The sequence below is a fragment of the Streptomyces sp. NPDC054794 genome, from assembly GCF_053611585.1.
In genome coordinates this window covers 42125-61505 of sequence record NZ_JBSHAQ010000043.1, presented here as the reverse complement: position 1 = coordinate 61505, position 19381 = coordinate 42125, and the positions used below count along the sequence as shown (strand labels likewise).

Sequence of the window (19381 nt, the reverse complement as noted above, 5' to 3'; positions counted from 1 at the left end):
GGCTCCTGCTCTCGCTTCTCGCTAGTCCTCGTCCTCGATGACCTCGGCCTTGAGCTTGACCGGGGGCGCGGTGCCGATCTGTGCGGTGCCGTCGGTGAAACGGCCGGGCCTGGCGCCGTCCACGGCTTCGAGGCCGCAGGTGTAGACGATGCAGTCCTTGTCCTCACTCCCCGTGTTCAGGTGCACGTGGTAGGTGAAGGTCAGGGTGCGCCCGTCGTCGCTGACCTTGGCCTGGACGGGAGGCAGGTTGCCGCCGGTGGTCTGGTCCATGCGCTTGTACTGGGCACCCACCATGCCGTTCCAGCGGAAACCGGTGGGGGCGGTGAAGACGTGCTCGCGTTCACCGGCGTCGACGGTCTCGTCCCAGTTCGGCGTGCGGACACAGATGTTGATGATGGTGCCGAGGCCACCAGGGGCGTCCTCGACGCCGCCTTCCTGCCACACCACGAGGTCCAGCTTCTGCGCACGGCCCTGCTCGTAACCCCAGTCGTAGCCGTTCGCGTACTGGTCCTTCTCACCTCTCTTGCCGTCGCGGGGCGGGTCGGCGTGCGCGCGCCCGGCGAGCGCGTCGGCGCGCCCCTGGTCCTCGCCGCGTTTGTAGGCTTCCTTCTTGGACTGCACCTCGGTGGCCATCTCCGCGTCCTCCTGGGCTTGTGGTCCGCCTCCCACGGCCTCGAAAAGGGGCGCTCACGCAGGCGTTGCGGCGCGCACCGGGCCGTCATCCACGTCCATCGTTGGCCCGGGCCCACAGGATGTATGCCGCGATTCCCCCATCTGCGAATGCGGGATCGATCCTGCGTCACTTGTTCGAGTGGACCTGAAGCACGTGAGGGCACACGGATGCGGGGTGCGGCGGCCCCGCGCCCTCCGAGTGCGCCGCCGCACCCCGCCCTTCGCCCCTTCGGGCCCGCCGACGCCCGGCCCGGCTCCTGCCGCCCGGCTTCTCCCTCGTGCGGGTGGAGCGCGCGGTGCGCTGCTCCTGCGGGGCCGACCCGGCCGGTATGCAGGGGGAGGCCAACGACGGCTCGGAAGGAGACGGACATGCGGGAGACGAGGGCAGGGAAGCGGAAGCGACCGGGCACCGCCGAGGCCCGACCGCGACGGTGCCGGGTGGTGACCGGATGACGGCGAAGACCGCGTCCCGGCGGCGTGAGCCGGCCTCCCCGGACAGGCCCGGCGAGCCGCTCACCGTGGCGGGGAACGGCACCGCCGGATTCTCCGGGGACGACGGGCCCGCACCGGAAGCACGGCTGGCCTTCCCCGCGGACGTGGCAGTGGGGGGCGGGTCGGTGTTCATCGCCGACCACGCCAACCACCGGATCCGGCGGATCGACGGCTCCGGCGTACTGACCACCGTCGCCGGGGACGGGCTGCGCGGCTTCGCCGGGGACGGCGCGGACGCGGTACGCGCCCGGCTGGGCTTCCCGAGCGCCCTCGCGGTCGGCCCGGACGGTGCGGTGTTCTTCGCCGACGAGATGAACCACCGGGTCCGCCGGATCGACCCCTCGGGCGTCGTCGCCACCATCGCGGGAGACGGCACCCGAGGCGGCGACGGTGACGGCGGCCCCGCCGACCGAGCTCGGCTGGACGCCCCCTGCGCCCTGGCCGTGGACGGCACGGGAGCGCTGTACATCGGTGAGGCGGGCAGCCCCCGGGTGCGCAGGATCGACGGCGACGGCGTCATCAGCACGGTCGTCACGGTCGTCACGGCATCCGGACGATCCGCCGACGCCGGTACTGCCGGCTCCGGTACGGCGGACGCCGGAGAGGCGTTCGTGCCCGCCGGCCTGGCGACCGACGCCGCCGGACAGCTGTACATCGCCGACCCGGCGGGCCGGCGGGTCCTGCTGCTGGACAGGAACGGGACGCTCCGGGTACTGGCGGGACCGCCGGGCGGGAGCGGCGGCGCCCCGGAGGTCGACTGGAGCACACCGTGCGCGGTGGCTGTCGACGCCCAGGGGGCCGTCTACGCCGCCGACCTGAACGGACACCGGGTGTGGCGGCTGGCCGATGGAGCCGCCCGAGTCATGGCAGGACCGGATCCGACGGCGGACGCGGCCGCCGAGGCCGCCGCCATGTCCGAGACCGCCGCCACGTCGCTGGCCTACCCGTGCGGTCTCGCGGTGGACCCGGCCGGGCGACTGCTCGTGGCGGACAACTTCCACCACCGGATCGCCGCCCTGCCCCTCACCACCGCGCCCTCCCGGGCCGTCGAGCCGGGCAGCGAGAAGAAACCGGGAGGCAGGAGGAAGCCGGGAGGCGAGAAGAAGCCGGAACCAGAGCCGGAAGGGGTGAAGAAGCCGGAACCCGAACGCGCGCCGCAAGGGCGACCCGCGCCGCAAGGACACCCCGAACTCCTGGTCCGCCAGGAGGTCGGGGTGGAAATCCCGCGCGGAGCGAGCGAGTTGATCCATGTGCGGGTCTCGTCCACCGACCCCTGGGTCCCGGGGCGGGTGGAGCACCGCTTCACGGCTCCGACGGGTTTCGTCTTCGACGGCCGGGCGACGTGCGCGTACTACCGCGCGGACCGCACGGTGCTCCCCGGCGGGACGGCGACCGCGACCGTACGGGACGGCGGCAGGGAACTGGCCGTCACGGACGAGCCCCGCCTGAACACCCCGGACCATCCGGCGGCGGCCCTGGTCTACACGCTCGGCATCCGGGCCCCGACGGACGCCGAGCCGGGCCGGTACACCGACGGGCGGGCGGTCGTCGCGGGCGCGCCGGAAGCGCACTTGAGAGCGAGCGTTCTGGAGGACGACGAGGACTAGCCGGGCCGCCACGGTCCTTCGAAGCCGCCTGTGACGGATGTTCCGCCGCAGGCGGCTCTTTGCGTTTTCAAACCCCGAATATGCAAGTAAACGATTCTCTGCCCCCACGTCACCCGCCTGATCATCACAAGTTGTAATGAAGGCAATGCGATGCGTTAGCTTTCGAAACGTGTTCGCCCCAACCCTCCCAAGACTCGGTCCCCCGGGCCCCTTCCCGGGCACTCCGCTCACCCATCCGCTCGACCGGAAGTGGCTGCACTACGCGTTCCTCTCCCGCTGCGGCCGGCAGGCCCTGATCGCCAACCTGTCCGTCCTGGGGTCCTCCAGCGGAACGGTCTTCGCGGATCCGGGCGCCCCGGCCACCGGACGGCGCAGCGGCACCGGCACGGCCGCCGAGGGGCAGCACATGGCCATCCTTCTCGTCCACGAGGAGGGGCCCGGCTGGAGCGCGACACAGTTCAACGCCGAGCAGCCCGAACTGCCCTGGTCGGCGTTCCGGTTACCGCATCCGCACGGCGAGCCCGGCACGTTCCGCGTGGCGGCCCGGTCGGCGGTGCCTGCGGCGGACTTACGGCTGACCCGGACCAGCAGGCCGTGCACCTCGCAGTGCGCGCCGTTCGGCGGGGACGAGCACCTGCGGTGGCAGTCCGAGCCCGGCGTCCTGGGCACCGGAACCCTGTGGCACGGCGACGGTACGGCCACGGAGACGGACCTGCTGGGCTACCACGAGCGGGTACGCGGCCGGTGGTCCTGGCCCACGCTCGGCGGCTGGGTGTTCGGATTCGTCAACGACCCCTCCGGCCCCGCCGACGCCGCCCCGCCCTCGGCGGTCGTCTTCACCCTGATCCAGCCCAGGTTCCCGGCGGACGCGGCCAACGGGTCGGTGATGCTGTGGCGCGAAGGACGCATGATCCGCCACTTCCCCCGCCGCAACCTGCGGGTGGCGGTCAGCGGCAGCCTGGACCGCGACCGGGTGGCCGTGGTGCCGCCACTGGCGGACATGCTGGGCACGCCGCCGACGGCCGCGGTGCCCGGCCGGCTGCTGATCACGGCCCGGCTCGGCGACGACCGTCTCGTCCTCGACTTCCGCTCGCACACGGCGGGCCGGATCGCCAACCCGTCCGAGACCAGCCTGCACCCGTTCAGCGTGCACGAGACCCTCGGCCCCTGCACCGTGGAGGGCCGGGTCGGCGGGCACGGCATCGGCTTCCGCACCAACGGCATCGTCGAGTTCGCCGGAGGTGCCCATGACTGAGACCCTGCCCGCGTTCACCGGTGCCCGGCTGCTGGACGAGACCGTCGCCGCCCTGTCCGACCGGGCGCCGGCGATCCTCGCCGCCGCGGCCGATCAGCTGCGCGGCATCCGGCTCGGCCTGCACTTCAACGACGGCAGTCACGCCACGCTCACCGCGCGGCACAGCCGTATCGCCGTGGAACAGGACCGCTGCCCGGATCCGGACGTCGAGGTCGCCTTCGACGACCGGGCCATGAACCTGCTGTTCGACCTCCAGCGCGCGCCCATCGACCAGGTCCTGCCCGAAAGCCTCGACGTCCGCGGCTCCCGCGACGACACCCTCGCCGTGTGGCGCGCGTTCACGCTGCTGTCCCAGCGCGCGGCCGGCCTGCGCAGCATGCAGGAACTCTGGGGCACCTACCGCGAACAGGCACCCCAGCTGTGGGGAACCGTGGCACCCGCCGCCGCGGAGCCGGCCGCCGACCCGGTCGACTGGACTGCGCTGGACTTCCTCACCCGGCGCTCCCCCGAGGACGCGCCGGCACCGGTCCCGCTGATCGGCGACACCACCGTCACGGCGCCGCGCCTGCTGTGGGACGGCCGCACCAGCACCGACTGGTCACTGGAGGACCCCGTCCGCGACGCGGACCTGCTGGAGACCATGCACCGGTGCCGGGCCCGCACCAACGAGGAGATCGAACGGCTCCTGCCCGACCGGGAACCCCGCGCCGAGCTGTACGACCTCATGCGCTCCTACCCCGCCCGGCAGGGCAAGGGGCTGCGGCCCACCCTGACCATCGCGGCCTGCGCCGCCTTCGGGGGACGCCCCGACGACGCCGTACGCGCCGCCGCCGCGCTGGAGCTGTTCCACAACGGCTTCCTCGTGCACGACGACATCGCCGACGAGTCCACCCACCGGCGCGGCCTGCCCACCATGCACGAGGAACACGGCCTCGGCCTGGCCGTGAACGTCGGCGACGGACTGAACCTGCTCGCCGTCGACGCCGTCCTGTCCAACCTCGAAACTCTCGGCCTGGCCCGCACCCTCGGCCTCATCCACGAGGCCGTGCACATGTGCCGGGAGTCCATCGAGGGGCAGGCCATGGAACTGGGCTGGATCCGCCACGACTTCGTGCCCGAGGCCGACGACGCCTACTTCACGATGAGCACCAAGAAGACCGGCTGGTACACGTGCATGAGCCCGTGTCGCATCGGCGCGGTGTGCGCCGGCGTCACCGACCCTTCCGTACTGGGCCGGTTCGACGAGGCGTTCCGCCTCATCGGCATCGCCTTCCAGATCCAGGACGACATCCTGAATCTGGTCGGCGAGGAGGCCCTCTACGGCAAGGAACCCCTCGGCGACCTGCTCGAAGGCAAGCGCACGGTGATGCTGATCCACCTCTTCCGCACCGCGTACACCCACGAGCGCCCCCGTCTCTTCGACGTCCTGCGCAGGCGCCGTACCGACAAGACCCAGCAGCACGCCGAGGAGCTCCTCGCCGCCATGCGCCGACACGGCTCCATCGAGTACGCCACCGCCCTCGCCGACCGGCTCGCCGCCGAGGGCATCGCCCGCTTCGAAGAGGACCTCCGGATCATCCCCGAGAACGAAGGCAAAGCCGTCCTGCGTCAGATCGCCCACTACGTCACCTCAAGGCCACTGTGACCACGACCCCACCGCCCCCGCCCGGCCCCGTCGACACCGGCCCGCCGACCCCGACCGACCTCCGCGCCTTCGCCTTCCTCGGCCAGGTCAACGGCTGTCTGCGTCAGTGCCTGTGCACCCTGGCCCGACACGGCGTGGCCCTGCGCCACCGCGACCCCGAACGCGCCCGCCTGCTCCTCGACACGGTCCGGCCCTGGCCCTTCTACAAGGGAGGCCAGTTCCTCTTCGACCTCATGGAGTGGGAGGACCTCATGGTCGACGGCGACCCGCCGCCCCTGGTGTCCACCGAACGGATCGTCTCCGCCTGCACCCTGCCCGTCCAGTGGCTCGCCGCCGCCACCGCAAAGGCACCCGCCGCGACGAAACTGATCCCCGGCCAGCGCACCGCCGCCGCGCTCGACCTCCCCCTGCGCCTGCTGGCCACCACCGCCCGCACCGCTTTCCTGGGCGCCGCACAGGACCTCACGGATCTGCTCGGCACGCCCGCTCCCCAGGCCGAGGCCGACGACGACACCGGATACGCCCCCGCCACCGGCCCGGAAGCCGATCCGCGGGGCACCGAAGCCGAACTGCCGCCTCTCCAGGCCGGTTTCTACCTCTACGAGGACGTCGTCCTGGGTGCCCTCGCCGTCCTCGGCCCGCTCCTGGCCGACCACGCGCCCGCCGACGCGGCCCCCTCCGCCTGGCTCATGACGGCCGCCGACCGCCCCGAGAGTGCATGAGCAGGCCCACCCCCAAGCCCGCCACCGGCGGATCCGCCCACGCGGAAACACCCATTCGCAGAAGGGAAACCCATGGCCACGCAGACCCAGTCCCCGGTAGAACCGGGTTCCGAGAACAAGCTGTACATCCTTCAGCAGGGCATCGTCGAGGACGCGCCCGGCGGCGTTCCGGCTCACCTCAGCTTCGGCATCCTCAGCACCGTGCCGGACCCGGTGAACCCCGGCGACGTCACCTTCAGCCTGAAGGCGCCCACGGGCTTCGTGTTCACCAGCTGGCTCTCGTGGGCCTATCACGACGTCAACACGCTCCAGGCCAAGGGCAATCTGAAGACCACCCAGGGCACCCTCGGCGACGGGGGCCGCACGATGACCTTCACCCACAACCCGTACCTGTCCACCAACCAGGAGGCCCTCGGCTACGCGGCCCAGGTCACCGCCATCGACGGCGCGGCACCGGGTCGCTACACGGACGGTCAGCTCAAGGTGGGCGCCGCCAACCCGATCAAGCTCAAGGGCCGCGTCCTCGACGCCAACGAGGACTGATCCCCCTGACGGACGGGCCCGTCGGTGGCTCCACCAACTCGCCCCGGAGCCACCGACGGGACAAGTCGCCGGATTCACGACCGACCGTCGACGAACGTGACCGTCTCGTCGAGCGGCGCCCGGCCCGTACGGGTGTAGGGCGCCGCGGTGTCCTCGAAGCCGATCGACATGCCGCAGAAGAGGACGAGGTCGTCCGGGGGTGACACGACCTCCGCGACGGTCTTGCGATAGACCGACCACGCCATCTGCGGGCAGCTGTGCAGGCCTTCGTCGCGGAGCAGCAGCATCACGGTCTGCAGATACATGCCCACGTCGGACCACTGGGGCCGTCCCAGGTCACGGTCGATGTAGCAGAACAGCGCGGCGGGCGCGCCGAAGCAGTCCCAGTTCGCGGAAGCGGCCCGCTGACGCGCCTCCCAGTCCTCGCGCGCGATGCCGAGTGCGCTGTAACGCTCCGCGCCGAAGGCGGATCGGCGCTCGCGGTACGGGGACTTCAGTGTGGTCGGGTACATCTCGTACTCCCGCTCGTCCCAGGTGTCGCACGCGATCACGCGCTTGCCGGCGCGCTCCTTGAGGTCGGCCAGCGGTCGACCGGTCAGCACGTAGACGTGCCAGGGCTGGAGGTTCGACCCGGACGGCGCCCAGGCCGCGGCGGACAGCACCCGCTCCAGCACCTCCCTCGGAACGGGCCGGTCGATGAACCCGCGCACGGCCCGTCGGCTCGTGACTGCCTCGTAGACGTCCAAGATGACCCATCTCCCTCATTGCTCCGCATACCTACCCTTTTGACAGCCGAGGGCCGCGAAACGTGACAAATCGGACCCGGCGGCCGGACCACCGTGCAGGCCGGGCTGTCGACGGGGCGAGCCGGCCCGCCACCGGGCAGACAACTGCGAAGCCCTCGCCGACGCCGTGCTCGGAGATCTGCTCCCGCCCGGCGGCGCCACCGACGACACCGCCCTGGTCATCGTGCGCCTGTGAACCCGGCCACCGCTTGCGCGCGCTCGGTCCGCACGGAACGGGAGGTCATCGGCCTGACGCGGCCGGTCGATCCGATGCCGGCGAGCACGAGCCGCTCGCCGGAAGGTGGTCCTCCGCCCACACGCACAAGGCGGCCAGGGGGATGAGGAAGGCGTTGCCGTGCGGCGAGAGTGCGTACTGGGTTCTCGACGGCGGCCCGGTCCGGACGTCTTGGGCGACGAGGTCGATCGCGGTCAGTTCCCTGAGGCGCTGGGCGAGCATGCGGTCGCTGATGCCGGGGACGCGCTCACGAATCTGCGCGAAGTCGGCCGGGCCTTTGGCCAGACCCGTGAGGATCAGTCCGTTCCAGCGTCTGCTGAGCAGCGCGAAGGCCCGAGTGATGGGCGGAGCGACACCGGTGGACTGCGGGTGTCCGGACCGGCGTACCGGCTGGGGGTGTCGTGGGGCGGTCATGGTGCGCGTCCGTTCCGGCACGGCGCGAGGCATCACGGTTCAACACCTCGCGCAGTACGCCGTGGTCGTGGTCGTGTCGGGGGTCGGCCCGTCTGCCTGCCGGGCCGCGCCCTGGGTGTGCCGCCTGCGCGTTGACAGCCAGGGCCGGATCGCGCACGTGAAGCGCCCGGTATCAGTCGTCGCCGTCATGACGGTGGGCGTGGGCGTGGGCGGGCGCGTGACGCCGAATCGGCGAAGCGGCGCCGGGCCCCGGCAAGGCCGGGAGCAACTCTCCGGAAGCCGGCGCACTGGTCTTCGTACCGCGGGCTTCCCCGTTGACCCGGTGGCCGAACAGAATCGCCGTGAGCCCGCAGACGGTCCACAGGGCGAGGACGGCAAGGTGGCCGGCGCCGTTGTTGCCGTCGAAGTACGTGGTGTCGCGGAGCAGGCCGGTTCCGGCGCCGGGGGGCAGCCACTGGCCGACGTAGTCCACGCCCTTGGGGAGCATCTCCGGAGCGGAGGTGGCACCGGAGAAGGGGTTTCCGACGAAGACCATGAGCACGGCGCTGAGCCCGAGGCCCGACGGCCCGACGAGTCGGATCAGCCCGGCGGCGGTGGCGCTGATGGACATCAGGACGAGCGACAGGACCGCCCATGTGGCCACATGATCGTGGGGCAACGCCCCGAGGAAACCCTGGGCCACGGTGTAGACACCGAGGCCCGCGACGGCGCAGGCGACGAGAAGTGTCAGCACCCGCTGCCACGGGCGTCGCAGGCCCCGCGCCATCGCGACGAACGCTCCGATCAGGATGGCGCAGATCGTGAGCGGGAAGACCGCCGAACTGAACACCACACCCCTCGGATCCTCCTCGGCGACGGGCACCACGTCGACTGCCTTCGCGTCGACCGTCCGGATCTTCGGGGCCTTCGCCGAGAAGTGCATACCGGTGGCCGCCCGCTCAGCGGCCTGCTGGGTGGCCCGATCGGCCAGTTGCTGTCCGACCTGCCCCAGCAGCTGAGCCACGGAGGTGCTGGCGGCAGAGGCCTGCAGCACGGTGATCTTGTGGCTTGAGATGACGAAGGCGCCGTAGACGTCCCGGTTCCTGATCGCCGATCGCGCGGCCCGCCGGTCGGGATAGAGGTGGAAGTCGAACGCGCCGGGCTTCTTGTGGACCAGTCCCTCCACCGCGTGCTGGCTGGCCGTCCCTGTGCCCACGATCCCGACCGGCAGGTCGCGCGGCGCGAGCCGCCCCGCCGGCCAGGCGAACGCCAGCACCGCCAGAGCGATCACTAGGGGCAGCGCCACGGCGGCAACGGCCACCTCGCGCCATGTCCGGTGTCCTGACAAGGGGCTCCTCACAGCCCGTCCTCCCACAAAAGAGAATGATCGTTTTCTTGGACTCCAGTCTTGCCCGTCGCGCGGGCACCCGTCAAGACGAATGTTCGTTTTCTTAGTTTCCCTGGCCTCATGCCCAAGGTCACCCGGCAGCACATGGACGCCCGCCACGAGCAGATCCTGACTGCGGCGCGCCGCTGTTTCCTCCGTGACGGGTTCCACTCCACGTCCATGCAGGACCTGTTCGCCGAGGCGCGGCTGTCCGCGGGCGCGGTGTATCGGCACTTCACCAGCAAGGACGAGGTGATCCTCGCGATCGCCGAGGAGAACATGCGCGATGTCCTCGACATCACGCTCGCCGTCGCCACGAACCGGCCGGGCCGGTCCATGGGGGCGGTCATGGCGGAACTCCTCGACGTGATTCGGGCCAAGTCCGTCGAGGAAGACCCGGCCGGCCTCGCGGTCCTGGTCTGGGGAGAGGCCGTGCGCAACCGCTCACTGGCGGGCAAGCTCGACCAGCTCATGGGCCGCATACACGCCAACCTGGTCATCCTGGTCCGCGACCACCAGGAAGCCGGCGGTCTGCCCACGAACGTGATCGCTTCGACGATGCTCGCCGTCCTCCCCGGCTACATCCTCCAAGTGGCCCTGCTCGATCCGGCCGCCGTGGCCGAGATGCCCGACGCGGTACGGGCGTTGTGGCCGGGGCCGACCGGTGAACGCTGAACGCCGAATGCTGAACGCCGAACGAGAAAACCCCAGGGCGGATTGGATCCGACCTGGGGTTTCAGATGAGCCGCCTTCGGGATTCGAACCCGAGACCTACGCATTACGAGGGCTGATGGGGGTGTGCTGGGTGGTTCCAGGCTCTCCTTCGGTGTCCGGAACGGCCTGGTCAGGGCAGGTGCTGGGTGTTGAGTGGTCTTACCCGTGACGGCCGGTGCCGCAGGGTCCGCTCACGCATCGCTCACGCAGGCCCCGGTGGCAGCGGCCACCAGCGGCACGGGGAGTAGCGTGGGAGGGCGAGGCGAATCCCGTGTTCCCACCGGTTCCCGAAGACGGGTGGTCCCCCATGACCGGCTCCGATCCACCCCCTGTTTCCCGGCATCTGCCCAGTGGCGTTCACGAGGCCGTCCGGCCGGGATACGCGCTGCTCCGGCTGGAGACGACGGAGTCGCGTGAAGGCGTCCTGGATGGTGCGTGGTGGCCGCGGTCGCGCGACATCGGTGCCGAGCTGCCCGCGCTGCTGAGCGCCCTCACCGTGCACCTCGGCCCCGTGACCCGCGTCGGGCTGGACACCGCGGCCTGGGAAGGGCTCCCGACGCGGATCGTCGTCGACGACCGGGTGGTGCACATCGATTCCTTCCCGGTGGGTGACGACACCGTCCTGATCACACGGGGCGACCAGGACGTGTTCTCGCTGTTGGTGGTTCCGCCGCACGCGACACCAGAGGCCGCGCACGCCGCGATGGCCCAGGCCGTCCGCGCCGACAACATCACCCGGGGGGAACAGATCCTCATCGACACCGGAAGCGGGCAGGCGCCGTCGGACTGACGGGCCGTCCCCTCAGCCGAGGCCGACGGAGGAAACGGCGCACGACAGCGATGAGGTCAGCCGCGCCACTCGACCATGAGCAGCGTCGCGTCGTCCGTGGTGTGGCCGCCTCGCGCCCGCTTGAGTGTGTGGGACAGGGAGCGCGTGACCGCCCGGATCCCGCGGCCGGTTCTCTCCAGCTGGTTCACACAGTCGATCAGCTGGTCCTCCCCGAACTCCTCGCCACCGGTGTGGTGCTCCTCGACCAGTCCATCAGAGAAGCAGAGGACGCGGTCCCCGCGTTCCAGCTTCAGCTCGCTGATCCGTGGCTCGGAACCACCCAGGCCGACAGGGAGGGTTGTCGGGGCGGTGAGGCGTCGTGCGACGCGGTGGTGGCGGACGAGGATCGGCGGTGGGTGCCCTGCGTTGACCCACTGGAGCTGTCCTGTCGTCGTGTCCAGCTGCATCATCTGCGCGGTGACGAAGTGCTCGGGACCGAACTGCTGCGCCACGGCGCGGTCCATGAAGTCGTAGATCTCCGACAGCCCGATGTCGGCGCGGCGGGCGTGGCGGTAGGCGCCGATGGCCACGGTGGCCATCGTGGCCGCGTCCAGGCCGTGCCCCATCGCGTCGATCATGACCACGTGGAGGATGTCCCCGTTGAGGGCGTAGTCGAAGCTGTCACCGGCCACGCCATAGGCGGGTTCCAGGATTCCGGCCACGGCGACCCGAGGCATGATCATCGCCAGCGGTGGCAGCAGGGACCACTGGATCTCGGCGGCGACGCTCATCGCTTCACCGCGTCGGACACGGAAGAACAGGTCGGAGTAGCCGTGCTTGGTCACCAGCAGGTCGGCCACCAGACCGGAGATCCTTTGCAGCAGGCGGCGGTCGTCGTCATCGACGCTGTCCAGCGTCACCGCCATGACCCCCACCTGGTCGCCGCCGTCCAGCAGCGGCAGATGGACCCGTACGCCGTCGTCCTCGGCGAGCTCGACGGGGACCGCGTCGAGGAAGCAGCGGCCCGCCTCGGAGTCGTCGATCACCTGCGGTTCGCCGTCCGTGAGGCCCTCGCCGGACAGGGGTACGAGCAGCAGCTGGCCATAGTCCTGCAGCAGTACCTGCGGACGGCGGCCCCGCAACAGCTTCACCACGTCGGCGACCAGCGGCCCGATGAGATGGGGAGGAAGCTCGTGGGCGCGATCGAGAACCGCTCCCAGCAGCGCTTCCCCGAAGCTCTCGGAGCGGTCCGCGCGCCGTCCGGGCCTCATCCGCTCACCCGCCGTGATCCGCGCGTATCGCTTGCGGCGGGGTGGGACGGCCAAGGGACTGCCAGTGTCATCGCTCCACCACCGCGGGTCGTGGACGACCGGACCGGCCGGCCGATCACCTCGGCCCGACAGGCGTCGGGCCCTCACCTGAGTCCATGTCCTCCTTCCGACTCCCAAGTGGCTTCTTCGTCAAGGACGGCCTCGGCGAGTGCCAGCATGTGCGGGGCCGACAGCTGGTTGTCGGGGTCGGCGGCAGCGGTGAGCAGCCGTGTGGCCGCTCCGGCGGGCTCGTCGGGCGGGATCACCAGCAACTCCCAGCGCCCAACCGTGCCGCAGTCCAGAGTGATGGCATGCGCCTCGGCGGCCGACCCGGTCCGGACCACCTCGATCACGTGTCCGGGCGCCATCACCGTCTGCGGGGCATCGGGCCAGGACGCGGTGTCCACGGTGACGCGGGTGACGGTGCCGGCACCCGGGTCCAAGGAGCCGACCAGTGCGGGCAACTCCAGTTCCAGCGCGTCGCAGCGCGGCCACCACGCACCGTCCAGCGGGCCGTGGCTGACGTCCGGCGTGAGGCGCAGCCGGGGCAAGGGCATCTGGTAAGTCCGGGCGTCGTCTGGCGACGTACCGTCGGCGGGCTTTGTGATGGCGTCCATCGTGCGATCCCGTTCCGGGCTGCTCGCGGCTGCCCGCGTCTGGCACCCGACGGGAACGGCGTCGCCGTGGTCGTGCGCCCGAAAAGCTCTCGGTAAGGTCAGCGTACTCCCGGCCGTGGCGGGCGGCGCGAGGTGCCGAACCGGCGGCTGCACCGGCCTGGACCTCAGAGTCGTCTGCCGTCTGCCGTCTGCCGTCTGCCGTCTACGCAAGGGATGCCCGCCCGCTGCAGACGTCTCGATCATCGGCCTGGTGGGGGCGGCCCTACGAGGGGCAGGATCAGCACGCAGGGAGCGACCGGGCCGGGCAGCCCGACGATCTCTCCCATGTTCTGCCAACCCCAGGACTCCAAGGCGGCATGTCCGCCCTGGTCGGCCGGATGCAGCAGGGTGACTCCCAGGGCGGAATGCCGGTCGGTGAGCAGACGCTGTTGCAGGCGGCGGGCAATGTCGCGGTGCTGAGCATGCGGATGGGCCACGACCTGCGTGAGGACGACAAACCGCGCACAGGCAGTGAGCCGTTGGATGCTCTCCTGCAGCATTCGGTCGAACCCTCGCCGACCGGAGCCGCCTGGGCCCACCGGAAAGCCGTAAGCACAACCAACCAGCACCGTCGTCTCGGCGACCAGCAGCGCGAAGCCGGGGCGCCGGGCACCGACGGCAAGGCGGCGCAGGAAATCTCTCCGGTCGTGGAACGACTCACAGGGGGTGCCCGCGACGGATGCCATGGCCAGGTCCGCGATGTCCTCCCCCATCCCTTCGGTCTGCCAACGGGTCAGCCGGCGCAGGCGGATCCCGTCCTTGAGGACCGGCACACGAGCGAGGTCCTCAGGCGCCCGCGCCCCGCCGGCAGACAGGCCCGAGGAGGCCGTTTCCAGGGCGGGCGGCACGGGATCCGTGGGGGCCGCGAGGAGCAGGGGGGTGGATCCGGTGACGGCGAGGAGCCGGGTGATCTGTGCGCACGGGTGGTGCAGCTGAAGCGAGGCGTGCACCCGGCCGGCACGCCGTGACGCCGACAGGAAGACGTCCAGACCCCGGGCATCGCAGGAGCCGACGGTGGTCAGGTCGACATCGACGACGGTGACGCCGTCGCGCAGACACTGCTCCAGTGCGGCCCGCAGCAGCGGCGCCGTCGCCGGTCCGATCTCACCAGCGAGCGTGATGAGCGCCCCCTCCCCTCGGTTCCGCCGGTGGATGTCCAGCCGGGAAAGGACCATCACGCCTCCCCTCGACAGGGGCGCGGGCCGGTACGGGCACACGGTATGGGCGCAGCCATGACGAACTTGCGCGGACCTGCTTCGACCGCGGCGAACATGATGCCGACCCGTCTCCGCGCCGGCCCTTGGGGCGGCCCGGGGTCCATCTCTCGCCGAGGGCGACCCGGCGCGGCGGCCGGAGTACGCGATGCCCTCGGTACCTCCACCGTACGTCCCACGCAGACGGAAGCGGCTGCCACGAGGGTCAGGAGTACCGTGGGGGTGTCGAGGGTACTTCGTACACCGGTGACAGGACTGGTCTCGTCCTCGGCGCGCGGCACCGCAAGGGCCGCGCGACACGATACGAGCCGTTCTCACGGCCCGGGGCAGGTTCCGCCCTATGACCCCCGAACCCCTTCACCACCCGTACCCACTTCTGACTGTGGACGCGCCGGACGACGCTCCCGCCGAAGGCATGGTCGAGGTCCGCATCGTCTCCATGGACCCCGAGGCGGCCCGGCACGTCGCGGACGCACTCCGGGTGCTGTTCGCCGGGGGCGAGCAGCGCAGTTATCCGGCCTTCCCTTCGGGGAGAGGGACGCGTCTGCACCTCACGCTCGACCCCGCGCGGGGCGTCGGCCCACTCCGCTCCTGGCTGGAGGCCAGCAGGCCGCCCGTCTACCGGACGCATCCGGCCGAGACCGCGCGACGCGTGTCCTCGCCGGACAAACCGGCGCCCTCCGAGCCACCGATCTCGGCGGGTTTCCCACGGTCCCCAGCCCAGGAGCCCGCATGACAACCGCCTCGCCACTCCGCCCGCCCTCAGCCCGACTGCGGCTGGGGGCGTCCCGCCAGGGCGGCTCGGCCCGGCGAATCGACGGAGCCTGGTGGCCGAGATCGTACGACTTGACCGGTGAGCTCCCCGGACTGCTCGCCGGGCTGCCGCACCACTGGGGACGGATCAGCAGCGTCCTCGTGAACGGAGCGATGTGGTCGTTCCCCCAGGGCGGGATGCTCGTCGAAGACCAGGTTGTACACCTGCGCCGGACAGGCTCGCCGCGAGCCGAGCACACCGTCTGTCTGCTCGCCCCCGGCTACGGCCGCTGGGACCTGTTCGTGGTGCCACCCGCCGCCACCGACGCGGAAGCCGAGCGGCTCATGGCGGCGGCCACGGCAGAAGACCCGCCCGTGGGGCACACTGCCTGACCTCGAACCCGCGGAACATCCGCCACCCTGTGCTCGAGCAGCCGCTCACGTCGACGGCAGTCAGAGCGTCGGGGACCTCGAATGGCCACGGGGGAGCGGTTGCTTCCGAGGCAGCTCCCTACTCAGCTGCCCGGCGGTGGCCTTCAACAGTGCAGCACGATACGGATCCGAACCTCGCGGACCGGGCTCGGGAGTCTGGTTGTGTCAGTTTCCGTGGGAGTCGTTTCACGGTGACTTCGGTAGTCGCTGTGGCGAGATCTCTGTGATCATTGTCAGCGAGTTTTGTTTTGATGTCACTTGCGGGGCTGAGGTTTCCCGGAACGGTTGGTGTGCGGGCCTCATGGGTTGGGCTCTGGCGAGATCGCGCTGCTCTTCGCCTCCCGTTCCTCTGGGGGCTGCCCGCCCCCGACAAGGGACAGCGCAACAGGCCGGTCAGGGTCGGGGTGTGCCCGGTCGACCCTCTCTGCGAGGTGGACGAAGGCGTATCCATGACGAAGACCCCAGCGGTGCTCCGCAGGAGCTTGGGACGCTCTCAGCAGCACCCGACCCGTTGGACGCCTCTGACCATGCTCCGGGGCGGCAGGGCCTTCTTGGGGAGACAGGCGTCTGTATGTCCCTGGTCAGGCGCTCACAGGCCCTGGCCAGGGGCATTCCAGCGCCCGCGGGCCCATGCGTGCGCGATTTCGGTGAGTTCGCCGGGAGTAGTCTTGTGGACACCGAGGGCATTGCGTGCGTCGGCGGCCATGCCGGTGCCGTTCTCGGTGAGCAACAATGCCGGGCCGGTCAGACCGTACCCGGGGGCAGGTTCACATCATGGAACCGACTGCCGATCATTCCGCGCGTCCTTCCTCACCGCTGCCGGTGCGGCTTTCGCTGGCACCGTACGAAGCCGTCCCGGGCGGACTCGACGGAGCATGGTGGCCCTACTCTCACGATCTCGTCGAAGAGCTGCCCCTTCTCGTGGAAGCGATGGACGGGGTGGGCACCATCACCAGGGTCGTTCTGGGGATCCAGCTGTGGCCCGGTATCCCGCACCAGGTCGCGGTCGGCAAGGGTTATGTGACGGCCGGGTGGTCCGTGTCCGGCCAGGAGCAGAACGTGATCTTGCTCTGCTCCTATCGCGACGGGTTCCGCACCCTGCTCGTCATTCCGCCCACGACGGCGGCCGACACCGCCGACTGGCTGATGAACACGCCCGTTCCGGTCGACGGCAGCCGCACCGCCACCGAACTGCTGGCGATCGCGGCGGCTCGGCCCGAAGCCACATCCGCTGATGATCCACTGTGATCGGGAAGCGGCCGTCAGGCCGTCCTGTCTCCCGGACGGGTGCCCCGGCGGACCAGCCTGTTCAGCCGGCCTCGGCCCGCTCTGCCTGCGCCTCGGTGTGAGCGAGGCGGTAGGACTCGGTGCCAGTCTGGACGATCGCGCCGTTGAAGGTGAGCCGGTCGACGATGGCCGCGCAGAGCCGGGGATCCGTGAAGGTCTTCGTCCACCCGGAAAACGACTCGTTCCTGCGGGCAGTGACGGCGGTGGCGTAGCGCTGCCACGGGATGAGTTCTCCGCCGCGGTGCAGGCGGAGGCGGGGCGGTTCGAGGCGTCCCCGGCCGATGACGGTGTTGAGGTCGTCCCACGTCAGGACGGATGACAAGTCGGCGACGCCGCGCCAGATGCGGTACGTGCGGCCGAAGGCCCCGGTGGGGAAGTCCCCACCGCGGCGTTCGACCACCTTTGAGAAGGCGGTCACTTCTGTCGGCTCCGCTCAGTCGTTGGTGTCGGAGACGCCGGTCGAACCACCGTCGGACGGCTGCTCGGCACGGGAGCGGGCGGCGGCGATGGACTTCCGGGAGACGAGCAACCCGTCCTCGACGGGCTGGATGACGACGGTCTCGGGCATGGTGCACTCCTGTTCTGTGGGCTTCCTCCCGCTCAGCCGGAGCGAGAGGTCTTGAGGGGATCCGCTGTGCCGGTTCCAGGCAGCGCGGATCCAGCGCGACGTCGCTGGCCCGCCTGGGGCGGACATGGGCGCGCGCCGTACCGCCCGCGGCTTCCTTCGGCACACCGGGCGGGGTCTGTGGGTGCTACAAGGAGGTCCGCAGTCGCTCCAGGACACGGGAGAGCAGGGCCGTGTCCGGTTCGCCGGCCTCGACGGCTGCTCGCCCGTCGGCGTGCCACTTCCCGAGTCGTTGGTGCCAGGCGGCCTCGGCGCGCACGACCTCGGTGCGGATGTCCGCGAGCGCCAGGTCGGTTTCCGTGCGCAGCCGTAGGAGGTCGGCGGATGTCAGGCGCAGGGTGCGGACGGCGAACGTGCCCGCGGTGCGGCGGGGTACGGCCAGCTCTACGCATCGCTCTGGATCGGCGACGCCCGCGAGCTCGTCTTCGGGTAGCAGCCGCAGGGTCAGCACGCCGGGACCGCCAGCTCCGCCCAGACGGTCTTGCCCCAGGGCATTTCGTCGTAGCCCCAGCGGTGTGACAGCGCGTCGACCAGGACCAGGCCGCGCCCCGTCTCATCGCCGCCGGCGACCAGATCCATTCTCGGCAGGGAGTGCGATTTGTCGGTGACGCCGATCCGTACGAGATCGTCCGTGACTCTCCGGACGGACACCCGGACCAGACGGCACGAGGTGTCGCGGACCGCGTTGCCCACCAGCTCAGAGACGATCAGCGTGCCCGCTTCCGCCAGCTCGGCTATGCCCCAGGTGTTCAGCGCGACCGAGACAAGGCTCCGGGCACAGCGGGCCGTCTCGGGCTCGCAGGGAAGGGTTTCGGTGTAGCCGGGCGGTCCGACTGCGGTGGGTCTGGTCATGACGCTCACGGGGTCGTCTCCTCAGGGCTGGGATGTCCCGCTCGCACTGGGGCGTGCGAGCGGGACTCTCCTGCGCTGCCGCCGAGGGGAAGCCTGGACCTGCCCGGCGACGCCAACGACCGTACGGAGAGCCGGAGTTCCGCCTCAACAAAATTGCGGGGAATTGCGCGACGTCATCCGAGGGCGCTGATCGCCGACTCGATCAACGCGCGGGCGGCGTTGCCGTGGACGGCCATCTTCGTCAGCTCCCCGAACGCTTTGCGATAGTCGGCGAGTTCGCGCGGCTGCACCACGTTGACCTCGGCCGTGAGGGTTTCCACGACACTGCGTGCGCCGTCATGGAGGTAGAACGCCTCCAGCGGCCACATGGTCCTTTGCGCGGTGAAGGGGATGATGCCTAGGGAGACGGAGGGCAACGGCATCACGGTCAGCAGGTGCCTGAGCTGTCCGGCCATCGTCTCGGCGTCGCCGACGCGGTAGCGCAGGACGCACTCCTCCATGAGCACGACGAACCGATGCCCGCCCTCGTACAGGAACCGGCTCCGGGCGACGCGGGCCGCGACTGCCTCGGAGACGTCGTTGGGGGTGCCCTGGAAGTCGGTGATGGCCTCCATCAGGGCCGTGGCGTAGGCGGGGGTCTGGAAGAAACCGGGCACGACGTTGGACACGTACGCGCGGGTGACGCCGCCGTGCGCGTAGCGGTCGTAGATGTCCTCCTGCGTCATGCGCATGCCGGTCCGGTGGCTCCTGCGCCACTCCACATACATCGAGTCGACCGCACAGGCCGTGGCGATCAGGTCATCGGCCTGGTCGGCGGCACCACAGGCGGCGCACCAGGCACGGATGTCCCCGTCGGTGGGCTGCACCTCGCCCTTTTGGATGCGGGTGGTTTTCGCCGGGTGCCAGCCGCACCGGGCGGAGAGTTCCTTTCCGGTGAGGCCGGCGTCCTTGCGCAGGTGCGTCAGGCGCACGGCGAGCGCTTCACGGGCTGCCTGGGCGCTGGAGGAGGGGGAGGCGGGCATGGAGTGAGGTG

The 19381-nt window shown here is 70.7% G+C and carries 21 protein-coding genes and 1 pseudogene; 10 read left to right on the top strand and 12 right to left on the bottom strand.

The features are described from left to right. Nucleotides 1-21 precede the first annotated feature (21 nt). Nucleotides 22-633 (bottom strand): hypothetical protein, encoded by a 612-nt coding sequence (locus ACWGKT_RS34875; RefSeq protein ID WP_453276803.1) that lies wholly within the window; start codon nucleotides 631-633, stop codon nucleotides 22-24. A 488-nt stretch (nucleotides 634-1121) separates the two neighbouring features. On the opposite strand from ACWGKT_RS34875, the gene ACWGKT_RS34870 reads away from it, so the two are divergent. The 5 genes from ACWGKT_RS34870 to ACWGKT_RS34850 all read left to right on the top strand — a co-directional run bounded on the left by ACWGKT_RS34870 (nucleotide 1122) and on the right by ACWGKT_RS34850 (nucleotide 6936). After that, on the top strand, nucleotides 1122-2771 hold the full coding sequence (locus ACWGKT_RS34870) for a serine/threonine protein kinase (protein ID WP_453276802.1): 1650 nt from the start codon (nucleotides 1122-1124) through the stop codon (nucleotides 2769-2771). A gap of 169 nt (nucleotides 2772-2940) precedes the next feature. Further along, nucleotides 2941-4026 (top strand): hypothetical protein, encoded by a 1086-nt coding sequence (locus tag ACWGKT_RS34865; protein ID WP_453276801.1) that lies wholly within the window; start codon nucleotides 2941-2943, stop codon nucleotides 4024-4026. After that, nucleotides 4019-5671, top strand: a complete 1653-nt coding sequence (locus ACWGKT_RS34860; protein WP_453276800.1) for a polyprenyl synthetase family protein — start codon at nucleotides 4019-4021, stop codon at nucleotides 5669-5671. Before ACWGKT_RS34865 ends, ACWGKT_RS34860 begins: the two co-directional genes overlap by 8 nt. Next, entirely contained in the window at nucleotides 5668-6393 is a 726-nt protein-coding gene (locus ACWGKT_RS34855) for a hypothetical protein (RefSeq protein WP_453276799.1), read from the top strand. Before ACWGKT_RS34860 ends, ACWGKT_RS34855 begins: the two co-directional genes overlap by 4 nt. Before the next feature lie 72 nt (nucleotides 6394-6465). Next, nucleotides 6466-6936 (top strand): hypothetical protein, encoded by a 471-nt coding sequence (locus ACWGKT_RS34850; protein WP_453276798.1) that lies wholly within the window; start codon nucleotides 6466-6468, stop codon nucleotides 6934-6936. 74 nt (nucleotides 6937-7010) lie between these two features. Here ACWGKT_RS34850 and ACWGKT_RS34845 read toward each other — a convergent pair whose 3' ends face one another. The 3 genes from ACWGKT_RS34845 to ACWGKT_RS34835 all read right to left on the bottom strand — a co-directional run bounded on the left by ACWGKT_RS34845 (nucleotide 7011) and on the right by ACWGKT_RS34835 (nucleotide 9697). After that, nucleotides 7011-7682 carry a nitroreductase gene (locus ACWGKT_RS34845; RefSeq protein ID WP_356150947.1) on the bottom strand — a complete coding sequence of 224 codons (672 nt, stop codon included), beginning with the start codon at nucleotides 7680-7682 and terminating at the stop codon, nucleotides 7011-7013. 280 nt (nucleotides 7683-7962) lie between these two features. After that, complete coding sequence (locus ACWGKT_RS34840; protein WP_453276797.1) at nucleotides 7963-8370, bottom strand: winged helix-turn-helix transcriptional regulator; 408 nt, start codon at nucleotides 8368-8370, stop codon at nucleotides 7963-7965. Between the two features lie 172 nt (nucleotides 8371-8542). Continuing rightward, a complete protein-coding gene (locus tag ACWGKT_RS34835) occupies nucleotides 8543-9697 on the bottom strand; it encodes an ABC transporter permease (protein WP_453276796.1) in 1155 nt (384 codons plus the stop codon). Nucleotides 9698-9817: 120 nt separating this feature from the next. Here ACWGKT_RS34835 and ACWGKT_RS34830 point away from each other — a divergent pair, with 120 nt between their 5' ends. Together ACWGKT_RS34830 and ACWGKT_RS34825 are read left to right on the top strand one after the other, a co-directional pair. Then, complete coding sequence (locus ACWGKT_RS34830; RefSeq protein WP_453276795.1) at nucleotides 9818-10411, top strand: TetR/AcrR family transcriptional regulator; 594 nt, start codon at nucleotides 9818-9820, stop codon at nucleotides 10409-10411. Nucleotides 10412-10757: 346 nt separating this feature from the next. Then, nucleotides 10758-11240 carry a DUF5994 family protein gene (locus ACWGKT_RS34825; protein WP_365831745.1) on the top strand — a complete coding sequence of 161 codons (483 nt, stop codon included), beginning with the start codon at nucleotides 10758-10760 and terminating at the stop codon, nucleotides 11238-11240. Nucleotides 11241-11296: 56 nt separating this feature from the next. Here the strand turns inward: ACWGKT_RS34825 and ACWGKT_RS34820 are convergent, their stop codons facing one another. From ACWGKT_RS34820 to ACWGKT_RS34810, 3 genes are all read right to left on the bottom strand, one after another. Continuing rightward, a complete protein-coding gene (locus tag ACWGKT_RS34820; protein ID WP_453276794.1) occupies nucleotides 11297-12490 on the bottom strand; it encodes a PP2C family protein-serine/threonine phosphatase in 1194 nt (397 codons plus the stop codon). 143 nt (nucleotides 12491-12633) lie between these two features. Further along, nucleotides 12634-13146 (bottom strand): DUF5994 family protein, encoded by a 513-nt coding sequence (locus ACWGKT_RS34815; protein WP_453276793.1) that lies wholly within the window; start codon nucleotides 13144-13146, stop codon nucleotides 12634-12636. 239 nt (nucleotides 13147-13385) lie between these two features. After that, a complete protein-coding gene (locus ACWGKT_RS34810) occupies nucleotides 13386-14360 on the bottom strand; it encodes an STAS domain-containing protein (protein ID WP_453276792.1) in 975 nt (324 codons plus the stop codon). A gap of 379 nt (nucleotides 14361-14739) precedes the next feature. On the opposite strand from ACWGKT_RS34810, the gene ACWGKT_RS34805 reads away from it, so the two are divergent. From ACWGKT_RS34805 to ACWGKT_RS34795, 3 genes are all read left to right on the top strand, one after another. After that, a complete protein-coding gene (locus tag ACWGKT_RS34805; protein ID WP_453276791.1) occupies nucleotides 14740-15135 on the top strand; it encodes a hypothetical protein in 396 nt (131 codons plus the stop codon). Then, nucleotides 15132-15545: a DUF5994 family protein gene (locus ACWGKT_RS34800; protein ID WP_453276790.1), complete on the top strand. Its 414-nt coding sequence runs from the start codon at nucleotides 15132-15134 to the stop codon at nucleotides 15543-15545. Before ACWGKT_RS34805 ends, ACWGKT_RS34800 begins: the two co-directional genes overlap by 4 nt. Nucleotides 15546-16358: 813 nt before the next feature. Further along, a complete protein-coding gene (locus ACWGKT_RS34795; RefSeq protein WP_365831755.1) occupies nucleotides 16359-16832 on the top strand; it encodes a DUF5994 family protein in 474 nt (157 codons plus the stop codon). Between the two features lie 61 nt (nucleotides 16833-16893). Here ACWGKT_RS34795 and ACWGKT_RS34790 read toward each other — a convergent pair. The 5 genes and pseudogenes from ACWGKT_RS34790 to ACWGKT_RS34770 all read right to left on the bottom strand — a co-directional run. Next, nucleotides 16894-17061 (bottom strand): annotated as a pseudogene (locus ACWGKT_RS34790) (ATP-binding protein); the annotation flags it as partial. 243 nt (nucleotides 17062-17304) lie between these two features. After that, a complete protein-coding gene (locus ACWGKT_RS34785) occupies nucleotides 17305-17439 on the bottom strand; it encodes a hypothetical protein (RefSeq protein ID WP_453276789.1) in 135 nt (44 codons plus the stop codon). A 184-nt stretch (nucleotides 17440-17623) separates the two neighbouring features. Next, nucleotides 17624-17947, bottom strand: a complete 324-nt coding sequence (locus ACWGKT_RS34780; protein WP_453276788.1) for a hypothetical protein — start codon at nucleotides 17945-17947, stop codon at nucleotides 17624-17626. After that, the gene (locus ACWGKT_RS34775; RefSeq protein ID WP_453276813.1) at nucleotides 17941-18348 is read right to left on the bottom strand and encodes an ATP-binding protein; all 408 of its coding nucleotides are present in this window, start codon (nucleotides 18346-18348) and stop codon (nucleotides 17941-17943) included. Before ACWGKT_RS34775 ends, ACWGKT_RS34780 begins: the two co-directional genes overlap by 7 nt. A gap of 173 nt (nucleotides 18349-18521) precedes the next feature. Next, complete coding sequence (locus tag ACWGKT_RS34770) at nucleotides 18522-19370, bottom strand: helix-turn-helix domain-containing protein (protein WP_453276787.1); 849 nt, start codon at nucleotides 19368-19370, stop codon at nucleotides 18522-18524. Nucleotides 19371-19381 lie beyond the last annotated feature (11 nt).